General features: G+C 63.8%; 13 protein-coding genes. 3 read left to right on the top strand and 10 right to left on the bottom strand.

Annotation, left to right across the window (positions count from 1 at the left end; translation table 11 throughout):
* Together OSH05_RS18330 and fcl are read right to left on the bottom strand one after the other, a co-directional pair.
* Positions 1-101: GDP-mannose 4,6-dehydratase (locus OSH05_RS18330; protein ID WP_266352760.1), on the bottom strand; the 101-nt coding region annotated here is incomplete at its 3' end.
* Between the two features lie 417 nt (positions 102-518).
* Entirely contained in the window at positions 519-1,514 is a 996-nt protein-coding gene (gene fcl, locus OSH05_RS18325; protein ID WP_104220302.1) for a GDP-L-fucose synthase, read from the bottom strand.
* Between the two features lie 161 nt (positions 1,515-1,675).
* On the opposite strand from fcl, the gene OSH05_RS18320 reads away from it, so the two are divergent.
* Positions 1,676-2,317, top strand: coding sequence for a DNA polymerase III subunit epsilon (locus OSH05_RS18320; RefSeq protein ID WP_133163133.1), 642 nt, complete (start codon positions 1,676-1,678; stop codon positions 2,315-2,317).
* 9 nt (positions 2,318-2,326) lie between these two features.
* Here the strand turns inward: OSH05_RS18320 and OSH05_RS18315 are convergent, their stop codons facing one another.
* The 7 genes from OSH05_RS18315 to OSH05_RS18285 form a co-directional block, all read right to left on the bottom strand.
* The gene (locus tag OSH05_RS18315; RefSeq protein ID WP_165801660.1) at positions 2,327-3,271 is read right to left on the bottom strand and encodes a glycosyltransferase; all 945 of its coding nucleotides are present in this window, start codon (positions 3,269-3,271) and stop codon (positions 2,327-2,329) included.
* 11 nt (positions 3,272-3,282) lie between these two features.
* Positions 3,283-4,740: a hypothetical protein gene (locus OSH05_RS18310; RefSeq protein WP_104220305.1), complete on the bottom strand. Its 1,458-nt coding sequence runs from the start codon at positions 4,738-4,740 to the stop codon at positions 3,283-3,285.
* 56 nt (positions 4,741-4,796) lie between these two features.
* Complete coding sequence (locus tag OSH05_RS18305; RefSeq protein WP_104220306.1) at positions 4,797-5,594, bottom strand: 6-hydroxymethylpterin diphosphokinase MptE-like protein; 798 nt, start codon at positions 5,592-5,594, stop codon at positions 4,797-4,799.
* 82 nt (positions 5,595-5,676) lie between these two features.
* On the bottom strand, positions 5,677-7,149 hold the full coding sequence (locus OSH05_RS18300; protein WP_133163134.1) for a polysaccharide biosynthesis protein: 1,473 nt from the start codon (positions 7,147-7,149) through the stop codon (positions 5,677-5,679).
* A 17-nt stretch (positions 7,150-7,166) separates the two neighbouring features.
* The gene (locus tag OSH05_RS18295) at positions 7,167-8,150 is read right to left on the bottom strand and encodes an NAD(P)-dependent oxidoreductase (RefSeq protein ID WP_104220308.1); all 984 of its coding nucleotides are present in this window, start codon (positions 8,148-8,150) and stop codon (positions 7,167-7,169) included.
* Complete coding sequence (locus OSH05_RS18290; protein ID WP_104220309.1) at positions 8,140-8,853, bottom strand: acylneuraminate cytidylyltransferase family protein; 714 nt, start codon at positions 8,851-8,853, stop codon at positions 8,140-8,142. Before OSH05_RS18290 ends, OSH05_RS18295 begins: the two co-directional genes overlap by 11 nt.
* A gap of 204 nt (positions 8,854-9,057) precedes the next feature.
* Positions 9,058-12,762, bottom strand: a complete 3,705-nt coding sequence (locus OSH05_RS18285) for a tetratricopeptide repeat protein (RefSeq protein ID WP_104220310.1) — start codon at positions 12,760-12,762, stop codon at positions 9,058-9,060.
* 660 nt (positions 12,763-13,422) lie between these two features.
* Between OSH05_RS18285 and OSH05_RS18280 the strand changes: the two genes are divergently transcribed.
* Both OSH05_RS18280 and OSH05_RS18275 read left to right on the top strand, forming a co-directional pair.
* A complete protein-coding gene (locus tag OSH05_RS18280; protein ID WP_104220311.1) occupies positions 13,423-14,766 on the top strand; it encodes a UDP-glucose dehydrogenase family protein in 1,344 nt (447 codons plus the stop codon).
* Positions 14,767-14,772: 6 nt separating this feature from the next.
* The gene (locus OSH05_RS18275) at positions 14,773-15,774 is read left to right on the top strand and encodes an NAD-dependent epimerase (RefSeq protein ID WP_104220312.1); all 1,002 of its coding nucleotides are present in this window, start codon (positions 14,773-14,775) and stop codon (positions 15,772-15,774) included.
* A 53-nt stretch (positions 15,775-15,827) separates the two neighbouring features.
* Here OSH05_RS18275 and OSH05_RS18270 read toward each other — a convergent pair whose 3' ends face one another.
* Positions 15,828-16,400, bottom strand: coding sequence for an ECF transporter S component (locus OSH05_RS18270; protein ID WP_104220313.1), 573 nt, complete (start codon positions 16,398-16,400; stop codon positions 15,828-15,830).
* Between the last annotated feature and the right edge of the window lie 139 nt (positions 16,401-16,539).

Here is a 16,539-nt window from a genome sequence, read left to right as displayed (position 1 = left end):
TGGACCACATAGCCCTTCGAAAGCAGAAGCTCCGAAAGATACGCCCCATCCTGTCCCGTCGCTCCCGTGATCAGGGCGACTTTTCTTCCGGTCGAACTCATTCAATCATCCGCATGAAGGGCCAACGGTCGAGGAGGCGGCTGCCTCCTGTCCGGGTGGCAATGGCGCTCAAGACGAGCCGCCGGCTCCGAAATCGGGCCACCAAGCCAGTTATGCGATCTTCCGGCGCACCGCACAAGGTCTATTGCAGCGCACACAAATGGCGATTTTGAGCCCTAGATTGAAACGAACGCCATTCTGCTATCGCAGGATAGTGAGGGCACATCTCATGCGCTCTTTGCGAGCAATCTGAACGAAGGCAAATTCCTTCGATATCAGGGGCTTGCATCGACCGCTCGTGCCGGTGACTGCCATCCGATCGACAGCGGCCGGCCCGGCAGCGCTTCACATGCGACGTGGCAATCGGGTTCGAAGGCTAACGTCGGATTACCCGAACCGTCGCATCTTTGCCAAGTGCGTTAATGCTGCGCTGCAGCGGGAACCTCGCCGCCGCGCACGGGGTTTTCCAGATACCAGCGATAGGCCTTCGCCAGGCCATCTTCGAACGATGTCGACGATTTCCAGCCAAGCGACGCCAGCCGCGCGGTGTCCATGCGCTTCAGCATGGTACCGTCGGGCTTGCTGTGATCCCAGCGGATCGCGCCGGAAAATCCGGTGACCCGTTTCACCGTCTCGGACAACTCCGCAATGGTGATGTCGCTGCCGGTTCCGACATTGATGTGGTCGTAGCCGGAATAGTTCTCCAGCAGGAATACGCAGGCATCGGCGAGATCGTCGACATAGAGGAATTCGCGACGCGGCGTTCCCGTGCCCCAGCACACGACCTCGCGGTCGCCGCGCTGCTCGGCCTCATGGAACCGCCGCAGCAGGGCCGGGATGACATGGCTCTTTTCCGGATCGAAATAATCGTTCGGGCCGTAGAGATTGGAAGGCATCGCCGAGATAAAGTCGGCACCATGCTGCTTGCGATAGGCTTGGCAGAGCTTGATGCCCGCGATCTTGGCGATCGCATACCACTCATTGGTTGGCTCCAGCGGGCCGGTAAGCAGCGCGTCCTCGGGAATCGGCTGCGGCGACACCTTGGGGTAAATGCAGGACGAGCCGAGAAAGAGCAGCTTCTCGGCGCCGGATACGAACGACCCGTGAATGAGGTTCGCCTCGATCATCAGGTTCTCGTAGAGAAAATCGGCCGGATAGGTGTCGTTGGCGAGGATGCCGCCGACCTTTGCCGCCGCGACGACCACGACATCGGGCTTGGCCGATTTCAGGAAGGCGCCGACGGCGGCCGAATCGCGCAGGTCGACCTTGTCGCGCGAAGAGGTCATCACCTCGACCCCGTCCCGCTGCAGCCGGCGGACCACAGCCGATCCGACCATGCCGCGATGTCCCGCGACATAGACCCGCTTGCCGGCAAGACGGTAAGTCAGGGAGGCATTCGTCAGATCGGCGTTCATCTCATCTCCTTTTGGGCGGCATGGCGTCGCGGCCAGCCGCCTCGTTCGTCTCCGCATCTTATCATCGATGCTGCATTGCGATAGCCTTCGCGCGATGCGTTCAGCCGGGCCGGATCAACCGGGACGGTCTTATCGGAACCATCGACGGATCGGAACGCCTCATGAATTCGTATGCCCGCCCGGCGCCATCGCACGCCAGCTATATCGTCACCGATATCGAGGCGGATGGACCCGATCCGGGAGCCAATTCCATGATCAGCCTCGCCTCGGTCGCGCGCGGGGAAGACGGCGAGGATCAGGGCGAATTCACGGTCAATTTCGAGCTGCTGGACGGCGCCAGTTCCGATCCGGGCACCATGGCCTGGTGGAGCGGCCATTCGCATGAATGGCAGCAGGCGCGCGAAGCGCCGGTGGCGCCGGCGCTGGCGCTGCGCGCCTGGGCCGATTGGGCCCTGTCGCGGCCGGGCGTGCCGGTCTTCGTCTCGCATCCGATTTCCTTCGACGGCGCCTGGCTCGACTACTATTTGCAGCGCTTCCTCGGCCGCCGGCTCTTCATCCGCCCCCGCGACCCCGGCCTCTTCCACGGAACGGGCGTCGATATCCCCTCCATGGTCATGGCCGCCACCGGCTGGAGCTATCTCGACTGCAAGCGCGAGAAATATCCGCCCGAATGGTTCGGCGGCCATCACCACACCCATCACGCCCTGCAGGACACACTCGGCTACGCTCATCTGTTCGGCATGCTCCGCCGCGGCGAGATCGGGGCAGGGGTGGAGCCGGTCGCAGGGGTTGCGGCCGGCTGATCAGGCGGCTCAGCCATATTCGCGGTAGAGCGGTACGCCGGCAGCATGGGCCAGTCGGCCGAGATGCTCTGTCGCTCGCGCAAGCCACTGGGCGGATCGCGCCGGCGAGACGATGAGCCACCCGGCGGCGCTGACGATCGATACCCCGAAAATCGCGGTGGATCGCAATCCGGCTACCAGTCGCTCGCGCTGGCTCTGGCGCCGCTGTGCCATCCAGCAGGCGACCTGGCCGGCGCGGAACCGACGCTTAATGACCCAGGACAACCGGCTCCGGCCTGGGGGCACCACTTCCGTCACGACAGCCTCCGGCGCATAGCCAAGCTCGCCTCCGGCAAAGAACATGTCGTTGAAGAATGTCATGTCTTCGCCCCCCACCTGGCCGAGTCTTGGTTCGAAATGCAGACCGTGGAGGCGGACAAAATCCACATCAACAAGCGCAATCGACGTATGGCCCTTGTCGAGGACGCGGCCGGGAATGATCTTGTTGCTATGGAGATCTGCCTCGCGCATCCATCGGGGCGCTTTCTCATCATAGAGAGCCTCCGTCCGCCCAAAAACGGCCTGACGCGAACCGCGAGCTTCCCAGATTTGCTTGATGCAGCCCGATGTCGCGCGCTCGTCATCGTCGATCATCAAGGCCCATCGGGTCTCGCAGTAGGTGAGGCCGGCATTGCGCGCGATGCAGATGTCCTGCTTCGGCGCGTGGACATAGCGGTAGGGTACGCGGTCATGGTCGGTGAAGAACAAGCGCACGGTCGCTTCGGCGGAAGGGATCTCGTCATTGTCGACGATCAGAAACCGGGGACATAAGCCGGCGGGCAGATCCTGCTCGATCAGCGACTCGAGCGTGTCGACGATCTGGGGCCGGCGATAGGTACAGATGATGATCGTCAGGTCTGTGTCAGCCGATCTCTCTATCCCACTCTCAAGATGGTTGCGCTCGGCAGCTGCCATGGTCCCACCCGTCATCGTGCCGGCCTGGACGGGAGCAGGGTAACTCCCATTTGTCGTGGGCTGCGGGCCATGCGCGCCACGAGCCAGATCGCCAACGCTACGACGAATGCATAGCCGAACAGCCGATGGGAAATCAGACTGTGAAAACCGGAGAAGATCATCTGCATGCGAAAAAGGGTATAAAGGACGCCGACTTCGAGTGTTGGTGAGAAGTAATAGGCGATGCGAAGTCGACTTGAGAGGAAGCCAAACACCAGAAAGAAAACGAGCGTGCCATGTCTACCGAAATCGATCAGCACCTCACGCGCCATGGTGCCCCAGACATTCGCGAAATAGCCGCGATCGGATAGCGGTGACAGCAGATCATTGTAGGCCGTCGCGCCGGCCTGGTTGTCATATCCGGGAAAAAGGCGACCAAAGGTCAGGTAGAAGATCTGGAAATTGACCAGGCCGTAGTCTGGGCCGGGCAGATAGTCGTTGAGGTGGAGATAATAAGAGAGAGTCGGCAAGCCTGAGGTCAGATAGCTCGCCTGCAACAACCCTGTCTGCAACGACGGCATGTCCTGTACGACGATCAGCAGGTCGCGATCGAGTTGTGCGCGATGTGCCAGATACATCTGGTCCAGCGGTGCATTCTCTCCGATGCGGTTTTGCAGGAATGCCGTGCTCAGAAAGACGACGGCAACGGCCGCTATGATTCCGGGCAACAAATAGCGTCGGATAAGCTGCCAAACCTGGATCCCACCGCGCCTGAACGAGTCGCGCCATGCCGATTGCAGCGTCCAGGGCAACGCGCAGAAGAGTGCGGTGACGATGATGCCAAGCCGACCGCCGGTCGAAATCCAGGAATTGACGATGGAGACAAAGATCAGCAGTACGACCAGCAGGAATAGGGGACGGCGCCGCGCCCAATCGACGCGATTGGCCGCCGCGCAGCTATAGGCGATGATGGCGACTTGGCCGAAGGCCACCATGTATCGCATCACAGCGGCAAACGAACCAAAAGACGAAGACTGCGTAAGATCAGTATATTGCTTTTTGATATCGCTGATTGAGGTCAGGGAGAAGCGATCCGAGAAGCTCAGCGTGCCGCTGCGCTGTGCGTCGACGGCAATCAGAACCTGCCCGACCAAGCCGATCAGAAGAAATACGGCGATGACCGGCTCCGAAAAGATGGCCGAGCGCATCTTGCGATCCGGGGAAACGGCCTGCTTCCTGGCCAGCACGGCCAGGAGGTTGCCACCGACGAACGAGGCATGAAGTGCCCCGACATACATGGCGTCCGCCAGCGTGAAGGTCTCAGCAAAGCGATAGATCGGCAGAGCGAGCAAGACTGCCCCCGGCACCCAACTGATGAGGAACCAGCTATAGGGTGACTGCATCACCCGGAAATCGGGCAACGATAGACGTTCAATATGTATCGTCGTTGCCCAAAGGATGCAGAAGAAGAGCAAGGTCAAAGCATACATGGATCGTCACCGCTCCCTTCGCTAATAAGGCTGGCTGGATCTCGCCCTAGAAATGATCAGCCTTCGATAAAATCACGAAGTGTCTGCCTTTCCAGCAGTTCAAGCTTACCGCCATCCGTTGCGTTGACCAATCGGCGGCCGAAGGCTTCGAACTGCTCGCGGGCGCTATGATAACTGACTTCATTCTGGAAGAGATCGGGCAGGACCCAGTTGGAGCCGTGGGCGAAGTAGTTTGGGTCGAAATGGCTGAGATCAGGTCCCTGTGCCACTGCCGTCATGTTAGCAGGACCCTTGGTCGCAAAATTGTGGTCGCAACCGACGAGAGCCACTTCGGTAAAGCCCATATGAAAGGCAAGTTGCATCGCCGTGTAGGTCACGGTGTGCCCACCATACTGGCTCATGTTGCAGTCGCGGGCAAAATGCCGGGGGCCGCTCTCGTGATAGAAGACCACGTTGGGCCGATCGCGGACATATTTCGTTCCGATCGAGGCCAGAAAGAGCGGCAGGTCGGTCTCGTTGTAGAAGTCCTTGTTCTGCTGAAACACGAACTCCTGCTGCACCACGACCGACGACGGACGAAAATCGGTCTTGTCGAACAGCATGTTGATCTTGTTGAGTCCGAATGTGAACACGCCTTTCATAAGTTCGAAATCCACCTTCAACAGGCTCGGGCCATTGCAGAGGATCACGGCCTTCTGGCCGGCGAAGCGATTGTGCCAGCGCTTCATCTTGGCGCGCGCGGACCAGGAAATCGGCCGAACGTCCCAGAGCAGGCGCCGACCCGCGAGACCGGCTGCCACGCGGTAGGGATTGAGGGTCGCGTGCCCCAGGCGGGCAATGTCCGGATTGCTCATGGATACTCCTTGGGCATATGGCGAAGCGATGCAGAGGCCGCATCGAGAGAAAACGGGAAGCAGCGCAGCAGGATGCCGACGGTCATAACGTCATCCCCTGCACGACGAATCGATAGACAAGCAGCCCCGCGATCAGCGTCAGCGCCGGCCAGAATGCGGTTTGTCGCTCGAAGGTCCAGCGCCGGATGTCGAGGCTCTGCAGCGACAGGCGCGAGGCGTACCAGGAGCAGAAGCCGAGATAGCTCGCCAGCATCGCCGCCGGCATAGCCACGGCGCCGAGCACCGGCACGAACAGGAAGAAGAGGCCAATCATCAGCGCGCCGGTGATGCCGTTGGCGATGTGCCAGACGATGTGATGCGTCAGCGAATAGATCTGGATGTGCATCGCGCTGTAGCGCTCGACGAAGAAGGCGAGGAAGACCGTCGCCGTCATCCAGAAGTCCGGGGAGGGCACCGAACTGCCGAGCCATTTGAGCAGCGGGAAGGCGATGTAGAGGATCGAGAGCGCGCCGACGACGAAAGTCCAGTGCGCGAGGGCAACCCCGCGGATGGCGACGCGGCAGAGTTCGTCATGCTTCTTGGCTCCCCGCAGTTCCGCCAGCACGGGCAGCTTGGAATAGAACGGCGCCTGCGCGATCGGAGCGAGCGCCGTCATCAGACGCAGGATCAGGAGATAGGAGGCCGCCGCCGCCGGCGTGACGAACTGGGCATAGAGCAGGCCGCTCGACTGGATGATGCCGACGCTCATCAGGATGCCGATGCCGCTGCGCCAGGCCGCCGGCCAGATCAGGCGGAAGATCGAACGGTCGAAGCGCGACGTCTTGCCGTTTGCATCGCGCGGCTCGAGCTTGCGCGCGCCGATGCGGTTCACCACGAACAGCGGTATCAGCCAGAACGAGTAGCAGCCGACGATTTCGATCAGCCCGCCGCCGGCCAGGATGACGAGGCAGGTCGAGCCGATCTGCGCCGCGCCGTTCGCCGCCTCGATGCGCCGCACCCAGGCGAGGCGGTTGAAGCCGGTGAGGATGCTGACATTGGCGCTGTTGAGCAGCGTGAGCTGGCTCGCAAATGCCGTGATGATCCAGGCAATCCATCCGGCGCTGGGGGAGGGCAGGTTGGCGATCGGGCGGATCAGCGTCGCCGTGCCGACGACGGCGGCGACCACCATCGCCGCTACGGAGATGCCGATATAGATCGCGTGCTGCGTCCGGAGCACCGCGCCGAGATCCAACGGGGCATGGTCGTCCGGCGTTGCGGCCGGCGGGGCCGCCTTCAGCCCCCGCATGGTCCGCACGAGGTCAGCGCGCGTGCCGCCGCCGCGCGCAAACGCGATGACGCGGGCAAAGGTCGGGCCGAAGCCGAAATCGACCCAGAGCACCATCATGGTGATGGTCGACAGCATCTGCCAGACCAGCACCTCGGGCGTCGCCAGATGGGTGAGGACCAGCGGCAGCATGACCGCCAGTCCGCCCAGGCGGATGCCGAGGCTGAGCCAGGTCGTCAGCGTCGGCGAGTGCCAGACTCGCTCGACGCTGCGCCGGAGACCAACCCGCATGATGGGTACCGCGTCGGTCAAGCGACGCGGTTGAAGCTGGAGAGCTTCGCCGTCCCGATGCCGAGCATGGTGAGCGCGATGTCGACGCTCATCCGGTTGACCCGCTGGATCGCCTCGGCGGTGCTGGACCCCGAATGCGTGCCGAACAGCGTGTTGCCGGTGAACTGCCGCAGCGGGCTGTCGGCCGGCAGCGGCTCCTGCTCGAACACGTCGAGCCCGGCCGAGCCGACCTTGCCCGATTTCAGCGCCTCGGTGAGCGCCACCTCGTCGACGATCGGCCCGCGCGCCACGTTGACGAGCATGACGCCGTCCTTCATGCGGGCGAGCGCCTCGGCGTTGATGAGGTGGTGGTTCTCGGCCGTCAAATTGCAGGCGAGGACGATGATATCGGCTTCCTCGATCACGGTCTCGAACGGCTTCTGCACGCCGCCGACGCTGGCCATCAGCGAGGGATCGACGGTGACGACGTCGGAGCCGATGACCTTCATGCCGAAGGCGACGCCGCGGCGCACGATCTCGCGGCCGATGCCGCCAAGGCCAACGACGCCCAGCGTCCGGCCATGCAGCGACGTGCCTTCATAGCGCGTCCAGAGGCCGGCGCGCACGTCGCGGTCCATCTTCTGCAGATGGCGCGCCAGCGTCAGGATATGGCCGAGCGCGAGGTCGGCGACCTCGTTCGAGAACATGCCCGGCGTGTTATAGACGGGCAGGCCGAGTTCGGTCGCGACCGGCTTGTCGACATTGTCGGTGCCGATGCCCCAGCGCACCAGGCCCTTCAGCTTGCCGGTCATGGCGGCGCGCAGCACCGGCGCCGAGAGATCGTCATCGCCGGCGACGGCCACATCGGCCTCCGGCAGCATGGCGGCCATCTCGGCGGCGTTGAACTGCTGGCTCTCGAGCTTCGGCACCCAGACATCGATGCCGTGGGAGCGGATCTCGTCCTCGTAGCGGCCGATATGGCGCTGCAGATGACCGCAGGTGACGAGGAACTTAAGCGACATTCGCGGGCTCCTTGGCCTCGTTTGCCTTCGCCTTGGCGCGGGCGTTGAAGATCGCCTCGGCGACCTGAAAGTTGATTTCCTCGTCGATGTCCTGAGCCTCGAACGGGTCCATTTCGAACATCAGCGGGCGCAGGCCGATCCGGTTCTGTCGCTCTTCGAGGGTGCGCTTCTCGAAGATGTAGAGGCATGAATTCTCGTTGAAGAGCGGCGGCAGGTCCTGCGTCCGGAGCAGGATCGACGGGTTGTGGTTGACCGCGCGCGTCAGCTGATCCCAGAGGCGGGACTGGAACTTCGTCACCGAGAACAGCGAATCGTGGATCGGATATTTCGAGAGGAACAGATCGACGGCGCGAGCCACCGTGTCACGCGTCATGAGCGGATTGGTGGAATGCGTCTGCAGGTAGAACTGCGAATCGACGACGGTCGTGTCGTGCAGCAGCACATTGTTCATCGGTGTCGCGCCGTCGCGCAGATGGACGGGACGCTCCTCGAGGAGGACCTGCGGATAGTCGCGGCGGCAAATCTCGAACACCGTCGGCGAGTCCGTGTCGATCAGGACCTTGTCGATGCCGGGCGTATCCAGCAGCACGTCGAGCATGTGCTGGAACAGCGGGCGGCCGTCCCCGAACGGCCGGTAGTTCTTGCCCTTGACGCGCTCCGACGAGTGGCGCATCGGCATCAGAGCGACGAGCTTATGCTGCATGAGATCTCCATGAGGCCTTGGTCGGGATCCCCGTGATCCACGCTCCGGCACGGCCGGACCGGCCGCCCTGGCCGGTTCCAAGCCGAATTTCTTCGAGATTGATGAAGGTCTTGAGAACGGTGCCGCCCGTCGATGACGGTCGAGCCGTTCTCAGGGGTGCGGCGCTGATATTTCCCGCAGCGCCGCCCAAGCGGATTTGCGCGGTCAAGGAAGCTCCCCAGCGATGGACTGGGTCGCCGCCGTGGACAACGGGCCGGCGCGGCAAGCATCCGCAAGGTTGCGCTGCTTGCAGAATTTGGCGAGCGCCGTCAGCGTGCTGCCTCCGAGACTGCCGCTCAGCGAGCCCTTATAGAAGCCGGCCGTCTTGAGCCGCGCCTGCAGCAGGTAGACATAGACGTTCTCCTGCTTCCAGCGGATCGTGTTGAGGAACCGCTCCTGAAGGCCGGGCGACAGGGCGTCGTACCGCCGCGCTATCGCTGCATAGTCCTTGGTTCCGCGAGCGGAAACCGCGTCGACGAACAGCTCCTCCAGAGCCAGATCGCTGGGCGAAAGCAGAGAGCCATATTTGTCGAGATAGGCCCGGGCCTTCTTCGGCGATGGGCTCATCACGCCCGGCCGTCCATCGCGGTAGAGCGAGACGAGGGCGCGAAACGCGACGGGATTGCCCTTCTCCGTCTCTGCGTTCAGCCGCTCGATGGCGCGGGTGCGGGCCTTCGAGGTCGAGTTCGGTGTCAGCGACAGGTTGGTGACATAGATGAGCGCGCTCGGCACGCCCTTGTCATAGGCCTCGTTGAAGTATTTCTCAGCCTTGGCCGGGTCCTTCGGACCGAGCGTGCCATAGAGATATCCCGCACCCATCGAGACCAGCGCCGAATAGTCGCCGCTCGCCACGGCCTTCTGAAGATAGCTGAGCGCGAGGCGGCTGTTCTTCGGCACCGCCATGCCATCGCGATACATCTCGCCGATGCGGCGATAGCCTTCCTTGCCGCCGGCTTCCGACGATTGCTCGAAATAGCGAACCGCCGCCTTGCCATCGATCGGCTGGGCGCCGCCGAGGAGGGCGAGATTGCCGAGCATATAGAGTGCGGACGGATTGCCGGCTGCCGCCGATGCCTTCAGAAGTTCAAGGCCAGCTTCCGCGTCGCGCGGCACTTCGCGTCCTCGCACGAGCGCTCCGCCGAGCCGCACGGGCGCGCCTGCATTGCCAGCGGCCATCGCCCGTTCAAGATAGGCCTTGCCCTTTTCAGGGTCGGCCGGAACCACGGTGCCCTTCAGATAGAGATCGCCGAGCGAATAGAGCGCGCCCGCATTATTGGCCTCCGCGGCCTGCTGGAGCATATCAAGGCCGGTCTGCACATCGCCGGGGATCTCGACGCCCTGAACGAGAGCTCCGCCGAGGCGCACGGTCGCGCCGATATTGCCGCCGGCGCGCGCCTGTTCGAGATAGGCGCGTCCCCTGGCCGGATCGGCCGGAACGCCGGTACCCTTGAGGTAGATGTCTCCAAGCTGGTAGAGCGCACTCGGGTTCTTCGCTGCTACCTGGCCTTCGAGAAGAGCAACGCCGGTCGGCACGTCAGCAGGCAACTCGACGCCTTGGACGAGGGCGCCGCCGAGGCGAACGGCTGCGCCTGTATTGCCCCCCGCGATCGACTGCTCAAGATAGGCGCGACCCTTGGCCGGGTCGGCCGGAACGCCAGCGCCCTTCAGATAGATGTCGCCAAGCTGGTAGAGCGCGCTGGGATTCTTCGCATCCGCGAGTTTCTCCAGCATGGCTAAGCCAGCAGGCGCGTCCGCTGGAAGCTCCTTGCCGATTACGAGGGCCCCGCCAAGCCGAACCGCCGCGCCCGAGTTGCCGGCCGCGATCGACTGTTCGAGATAGGCGCGGCCCTTGACCGGGTCAGCCGAGACGCCTGTGCCTTTCAGATAGATGTCGCCGAGCTGGTAGAGGGCGCTCGGGCTCTTCGCGGCTGCCTGGCCTTCCAGCAGGGCGATGCCGCCGACCGGATCGGCCGGGAGTTCCGTACCCTGGACAAGCGCCGCACCTAGCCGTACGGCCGCACCGGCATTGCCGGCGGCAATAGCCTTTTCGAGATAATCGCGCCCTTTGGCGGGATCGGCTGCGACGCCGGTACCCTTCAGGTAGAGGTCGCCAAGCTGGTAGTAGGCACTGGGGTTCTTCGCGGCCGCCTGACCTTCCAGCAGGGCGATCCCGGCGGGGACATCCGCCGGCAGCTCGACGCCCTGGACGAGCGCGCCACCGAGGCGAACGGCTGCACCGAAATTGCCGGCGGCGATCGCCTGTTCGAGGTAGGCGCGACCCTTGGCTGGATCGGCCGGAACGCCTGTTCCCTTCAGATAGATATCGCCGAGCTGATAGAAGGCGCCGGGATTCTTGGCTGCCGCTTGGCTTTCCAGGAGCGCGAGGCCAGCCGGTACATCCGCTGGCATTTCCGTGCCTTGGACGAGCGCTCCGCCGAGCCGAACGGCGGCGCCGGCATTGCCGGCCGCCATCGCCTGTTCGAGATAGTCGCGGCCCTTGGCTGGGTCGGCAGGAACGCCGGTGCCCTTCAAATAGATATCGCCGAGCTGGTACAGCGCGCTGGGATTGTTGGCCGCCGCCGCTTTGTCGAGAAGGGCGAGACCAGCCGGCACATCCGCTGGGAGTTCCGTGCCCTGCACGAGGGCTGTGCCGAGGCGAATCGGAGCGCCGGGATGACCCGCCGCCAAGGCCGTTTCGAGATAGGCTCGGCCCTTCACCGGGTCCGCCGCGACGCCCTTGCCCTTCAGATAAAAATCGCCCAAGGCATAGTCAGCGCTGGCATTGTTGGCGGCGGCGGCTTCTTCGAGAAGCGTGAGGCCGGCGGGTACATCGGCCGGCAGTTCCACACCCTCGACCAGCGCGGAACCGAGGCGGATCGGAGCGCCGGTATGACCGGCCGCCATCGCCTGCTCCAGATAGCTGCGTCCCTTGGCCGGGTCGGCGGGAACGCCCTTGCCCCTCAGGTAGAGATCGCCGAGGGCATAATAGGCGCTCGGATTGCCGGCTTCTGCGCCGGCTTCGAGGAGGGAGAGACCTGCCGGTACATCGGCGGGCAGTTCCGTGCCCTCGATGAGGGCGGAGCCGAGCCGGATCGACGCGCCAGCATGGCCGGCGGCGATCGCCTGCTCCAGATAGGCTCGGCCCTTGGCGGGATCGGCCGGAACCGCCTTGCCCTTCAGATAGATGTCGCCGAGAGCATAATAGGCGCTCGGGTTCTTGGCCTCCTCGGCCTTCGCCAGAAGGGCGAGCCCCGCCGGCACATCGGCCGGAAGTTCCTTGCCCTCGACGAGCGCCGTACCCAGGCGAATCGGCGCGCTGGCATAGTTGGCGGCGAGGGCCTCTTCGAGATACGTCCGACCCTGGACCGGATCGGCTGCCACGCCCTTGCCGCGCAGCGTCAAATCACCCAGGACGTAAAGCGCACCAGGATTTTTGTCGGCAGCGGCCTTCTTCAGCAACGCGATACCGGCCGCCGGATCGGCCGGCAGCCCCGTGCCCTCGACGAGCGCTCCGCCGAGCCGCACCGAGGCGCCAGGATGGCCGGCTGCGATCGCCTTTTCGAGATAGTCGCGGCCCTTGGCCGGATCGGCAGGAACGCCGGCGCCCTTCAGATAGAGATCGCCCAGCGCGTAGATCGCGCCGCGGTCGCCGGCATCGGCGGCTTTGACCAGAGCGTCGAGCGCGGCCTTCTGCGCGTCGGGATTCGTTGCGGCGGCGAGTTCCTTGGCAAGCTGGTCGGCCGTTTTCGGCGTCGGCTTGGCCGCATCGGTGGCTGCCGGGGCGGGAGGTTGCGCCGCCTCGACGGCGGCAGGGAGCGTGAGCGAGGAAATTGTGGCGGCGAGACAGAGGACGGTCCTGTTCAGGCGCATGTCACCAGCTCCTTCAATCGATCAAAATAGATGGTTTTTGGGCGAAAGGATCGAGGACACCGGCCCGGTCAACGGGCGGCGATCCGAGGCGGGCGATGAGTTCGCGACGCCGTATCCGTTCCATGAGATATTCCCGAACTCGCCCCAGCCCATCCCCTTCGAACGATGCCGGTGGCCCCCCGACATCGCCCGAAATCCTGGCGGAGAGCCGATTCGCACCGAAAAGGGTACGCCGACCCGCCGCATCGCGTTTGAAAGCGACACATCAGTATCGCCCAATTTTCCTTCCTATGGAAGCGCTGCGACATCGATTGTGCGATGCAATATGACGTTGCATCTTCTGTGGGTGGGGAACGCCGGCAACGTGCCCTGGGGAAAGCTACCGGCGGCGGCCGGGTCGGGCCTTCATCTTTCTGCAACATGCCCGGGCGATAGCGGCACAATGGCACGGCGCGCCCTCCGCGGTTCGGGCGTCACAAACGACCTGAACGAGCAGCGGATTGCGTGTATGCCTATAGCGCTTTCGTGCGGATCGAGCACCGGTTCGTGTGAAGAACACGCAATAGAACAAAAGGATAGAGCGGCTCAGCGATTCCTTGTCGCTGGACGGTCTGGCCGCCCGGAGCGATGTGCCGGTCGGGCAAAGGGACGGACGCATTCATGAAAATTGCAATGATTGGCTCGGGTTACGTCGGCCTCGTCTCCGGTGCCTGCCTCGCCGATTTTGGCCATGAGGTTGTCTGCGTCGACAAGAGCGCCGAGCGGATTGAAGCGCTCGAACGCGGCGAAATGCCCATCTATGAGCCGGGACTGGCCGAGATCGTCGGCATGAACGCGCGTTCCGGCCGGCTTGCCTTCACGACGGATGTGCAGCCGGCCGTCGCTGGTGCCGATGTCGTCTTCATCGCCGTCGGGACGCCGTCACGGCGGGGCGACGGCCATGCCGATCTCTCCTATGTCTATGGCGCGGCGCGCGAGATCGCGACCGCCGTTTCCGGTTTCACCGTCGTGGTCACCAAGTCGACGGTACCGGTCGGCACCGGCGACGAGGTCGAGCGCATTATCCGCGAGACCAATCCCCAGGCCGAAATCGTCGTCGTCTCCAATCCGGAATTCCTGCGCGAGGGCGCCGCGATCTCCGATTTCAAGCGTCCCGACCGCATCGTCATCGGCATCGAGGACGAGCGGGCGCGCGAGCCGATGAGCGAGGTCTATCGCCCGCTCTTCCTCAACCAGTCGCCGCTGCTCTTCACCTCGCGCCGCACCTCCGAGCTGATCAAATACGCGGCCAACGCCTTCCTCGCGACCAAGATCGCCTTCATCAACGAGGTGGCGGATCTGTGCGAGAAGGTCGGCGCCAATGTGCAGGAAGTGGCGCGGGGCATAGGCCTCGATAACCGTATCGGTACCAAGTTCCTGAACGCCGGGCCGGGCTTCGGCGGCTCCTGCTTCCCCAAGGACACAGTCGCTCTGGTCAAGACCGCGCAGGACTACGGCACGCCGCTGCGCCTCGTCGAAACGACGGTCGCCGTCAACGAAACGCGCAAGCGCGCCATGGCGAGGAAGGTGTTCCAGGCTCTCGGCGGCGAGGTGCGCGGCCGGACGATCGCCGTGCTCGGCCTCACTTTCAAGCCTAACACCGACGATATGCGCGAGGCACCCTCGCTCGCGCTGATCCAGGCTTTGCAGGATGGCGGCGCCCGCGTGCGCGCCTTCGATCCGCAGGGCATGGAGCAGGCGCGGCTCTTGCTCGACGATGTCATGTTCGGCTCCGGACCGTACGACATAGCCGAAGGCGCCGATGCGCTGGTCATCGTCACCGAATGGGACGCCTTCCGCGCGCTCGATTTCGTGCGGTTGAGAGGGGTTATGGCGAGCCCGGTCCTCGTCGACCTCCGCAACGTCTATCGCCGCGAGCAAATCGTTCGCCACGGCTTCCGCTATATTTCGGTCGGCCGGCCGAACGAGGATATCGTCGACCCGGCCGCGGACGGCGAGGCGTAGACTGAGATGCGCTATCTCATCACCGGGACCGCCGGTTTCATCGGCTTTCACCTCGCTCGGCGGCTGCTCGACGAGGGGCATTTCGTCGTCGGCTTCGATGCGATGACGCCCTATTACGACGTGGCTCTCAAGGAGCGACGTCACGCGATTCTGGCGCAGTCCAACGGCTTCCGACCGGTGATTGGCCACCTGGAGGATCGGACGGCTCTGGACGAGGCGGCGGCGCTGGCCGAGCCGGAGGTGATCGTGCATCTCGCCGCGCAGGCCGGCGTGCGGTACAGCCTCGAAAATCCGAAGGCCTATGTCGATTCCAACCTCGTCGGCTCGTGGAACGTGCTGGAACTGGCAAAGGCGGTGCAGCCGCGCCATCTGCTGCTCGCCTCGACCTCCTCGGTCTATGGTGCCAACGACAAGATCCCGTTTGCCGAGCTGGACCGGGCGGACGAGCCGCTGACGCTCTACGCCGCCTCGAAGAAGTCCATGGAATTGATGGCTCATGCCTATGCCCATCTCTTCCATCTCCCGACGACCGCGTTCCGCTTCTTCACGGTCTATGGCCCCTGGGGCCGGCCGGACATGGCGCTGTTCAAGTTCGTGTCCGCGATCCTGAAGGGCGAGCCGATCGAGATCTATGGCGAGGGGCGGATGAGCCGCGACTTCACCTATGTCGACGATCTGGTCGAGGCGATCCTACGACTGGTGAAGGTCGTGCCGTCGGAACTGAACCGCGTCGACGGGGTCGATACACTGTCGCCCGAGGCGCCGTACCGCACCGTCAATATTGGTGGCGGCCAGCCGGTCGAACTGATGCGTTTCGTGGAGACGATCGAGGCCGCGCTCGGCCGACCGGCGATCCGCACCATGCTGCCGATGCAGCCCGGCGACGTACCGCGCACCTTCGCCGCGCCGCAACTGCTCGAAGCGCTCACCGGTTACAGACCGTCGACTCCGGTCGATACCGGTGTCGTGCGCTTCGTGGATTGGTACCGGGACTATTTCGGGCTTTGAAACGAAGAAGGGCCGCGCGGACGCGGCCCTCCGGAGTTTCGAGACGGGATGTCCTAGGTCCGCGAATAGGCGAAGAAGGGCAGGCTCGAGGTCAGGTTGCGCGGCAGGCGGCTGGCGATCAGGAACGCGACGACCGCGGTGATGATCTTGTCGCCCATGTTCTGCACGAGGTTGGAGATCGCGACCGACTGGATCAGGTTCTGGCCCATGGCCAGCATATAGGCGGTCGCGAAATCGGTGCCTGAGCCGGTGACGCCGCCGAACATGTAGACGACGATCGGGATCGAGACGATCGTCGAGATCACGCAGATGATCACGCCGGCAACGATTGTCTTCGCCAAGCTGGAGAACCAGCCATAGCGGGCGAGGATGCCGGCGGTGAGGCCGATCACCAGCGCGACCGGGAAGAACGCGGCGGCGACCGGATCGAAGAGCAGGCCCCAGATCAGGTTGGCGAGCGTGCCGACGACGGCAGCCGCAATCGGCCCGACCAGGATGCCGACAAGCACCGTGCCGATCGAATCGAGGAACAAGGGCAGCTTCACCCAGGATACGATCTGGCCGACGACGATATTGATGACGATGGCCGCGGCCATCAGGACGAGCGTTCTGTTGTCGAACTTCATGATATTCCCCAGCAGGAAGATGTGAATGCGTCAGCTCGCCGGCGTTTTCGCCGGTCTGGTTGGCCGGGGATCAAGCGCAGAACCCGGCAATCGCGGCGAGGGGAGGGCCCTTCACCGCTGCCTGCGAAGGCGGGGACGC

Origin of the sequence: Kaistia algarum (assembly GCF_026343945.1) — a bacterium.
Lineage (GTDB): Bacteria > Pseudomonadota > Alphaproteobacteria > Rhizobiales > Kaistiaceae > Kaistia > Kaistia algarum.
The sequence above is the reverse complement of the archived record's forward strand: the minus strand, read 5'-3'. Positions and strand labels throughout refer to the sequence as shown.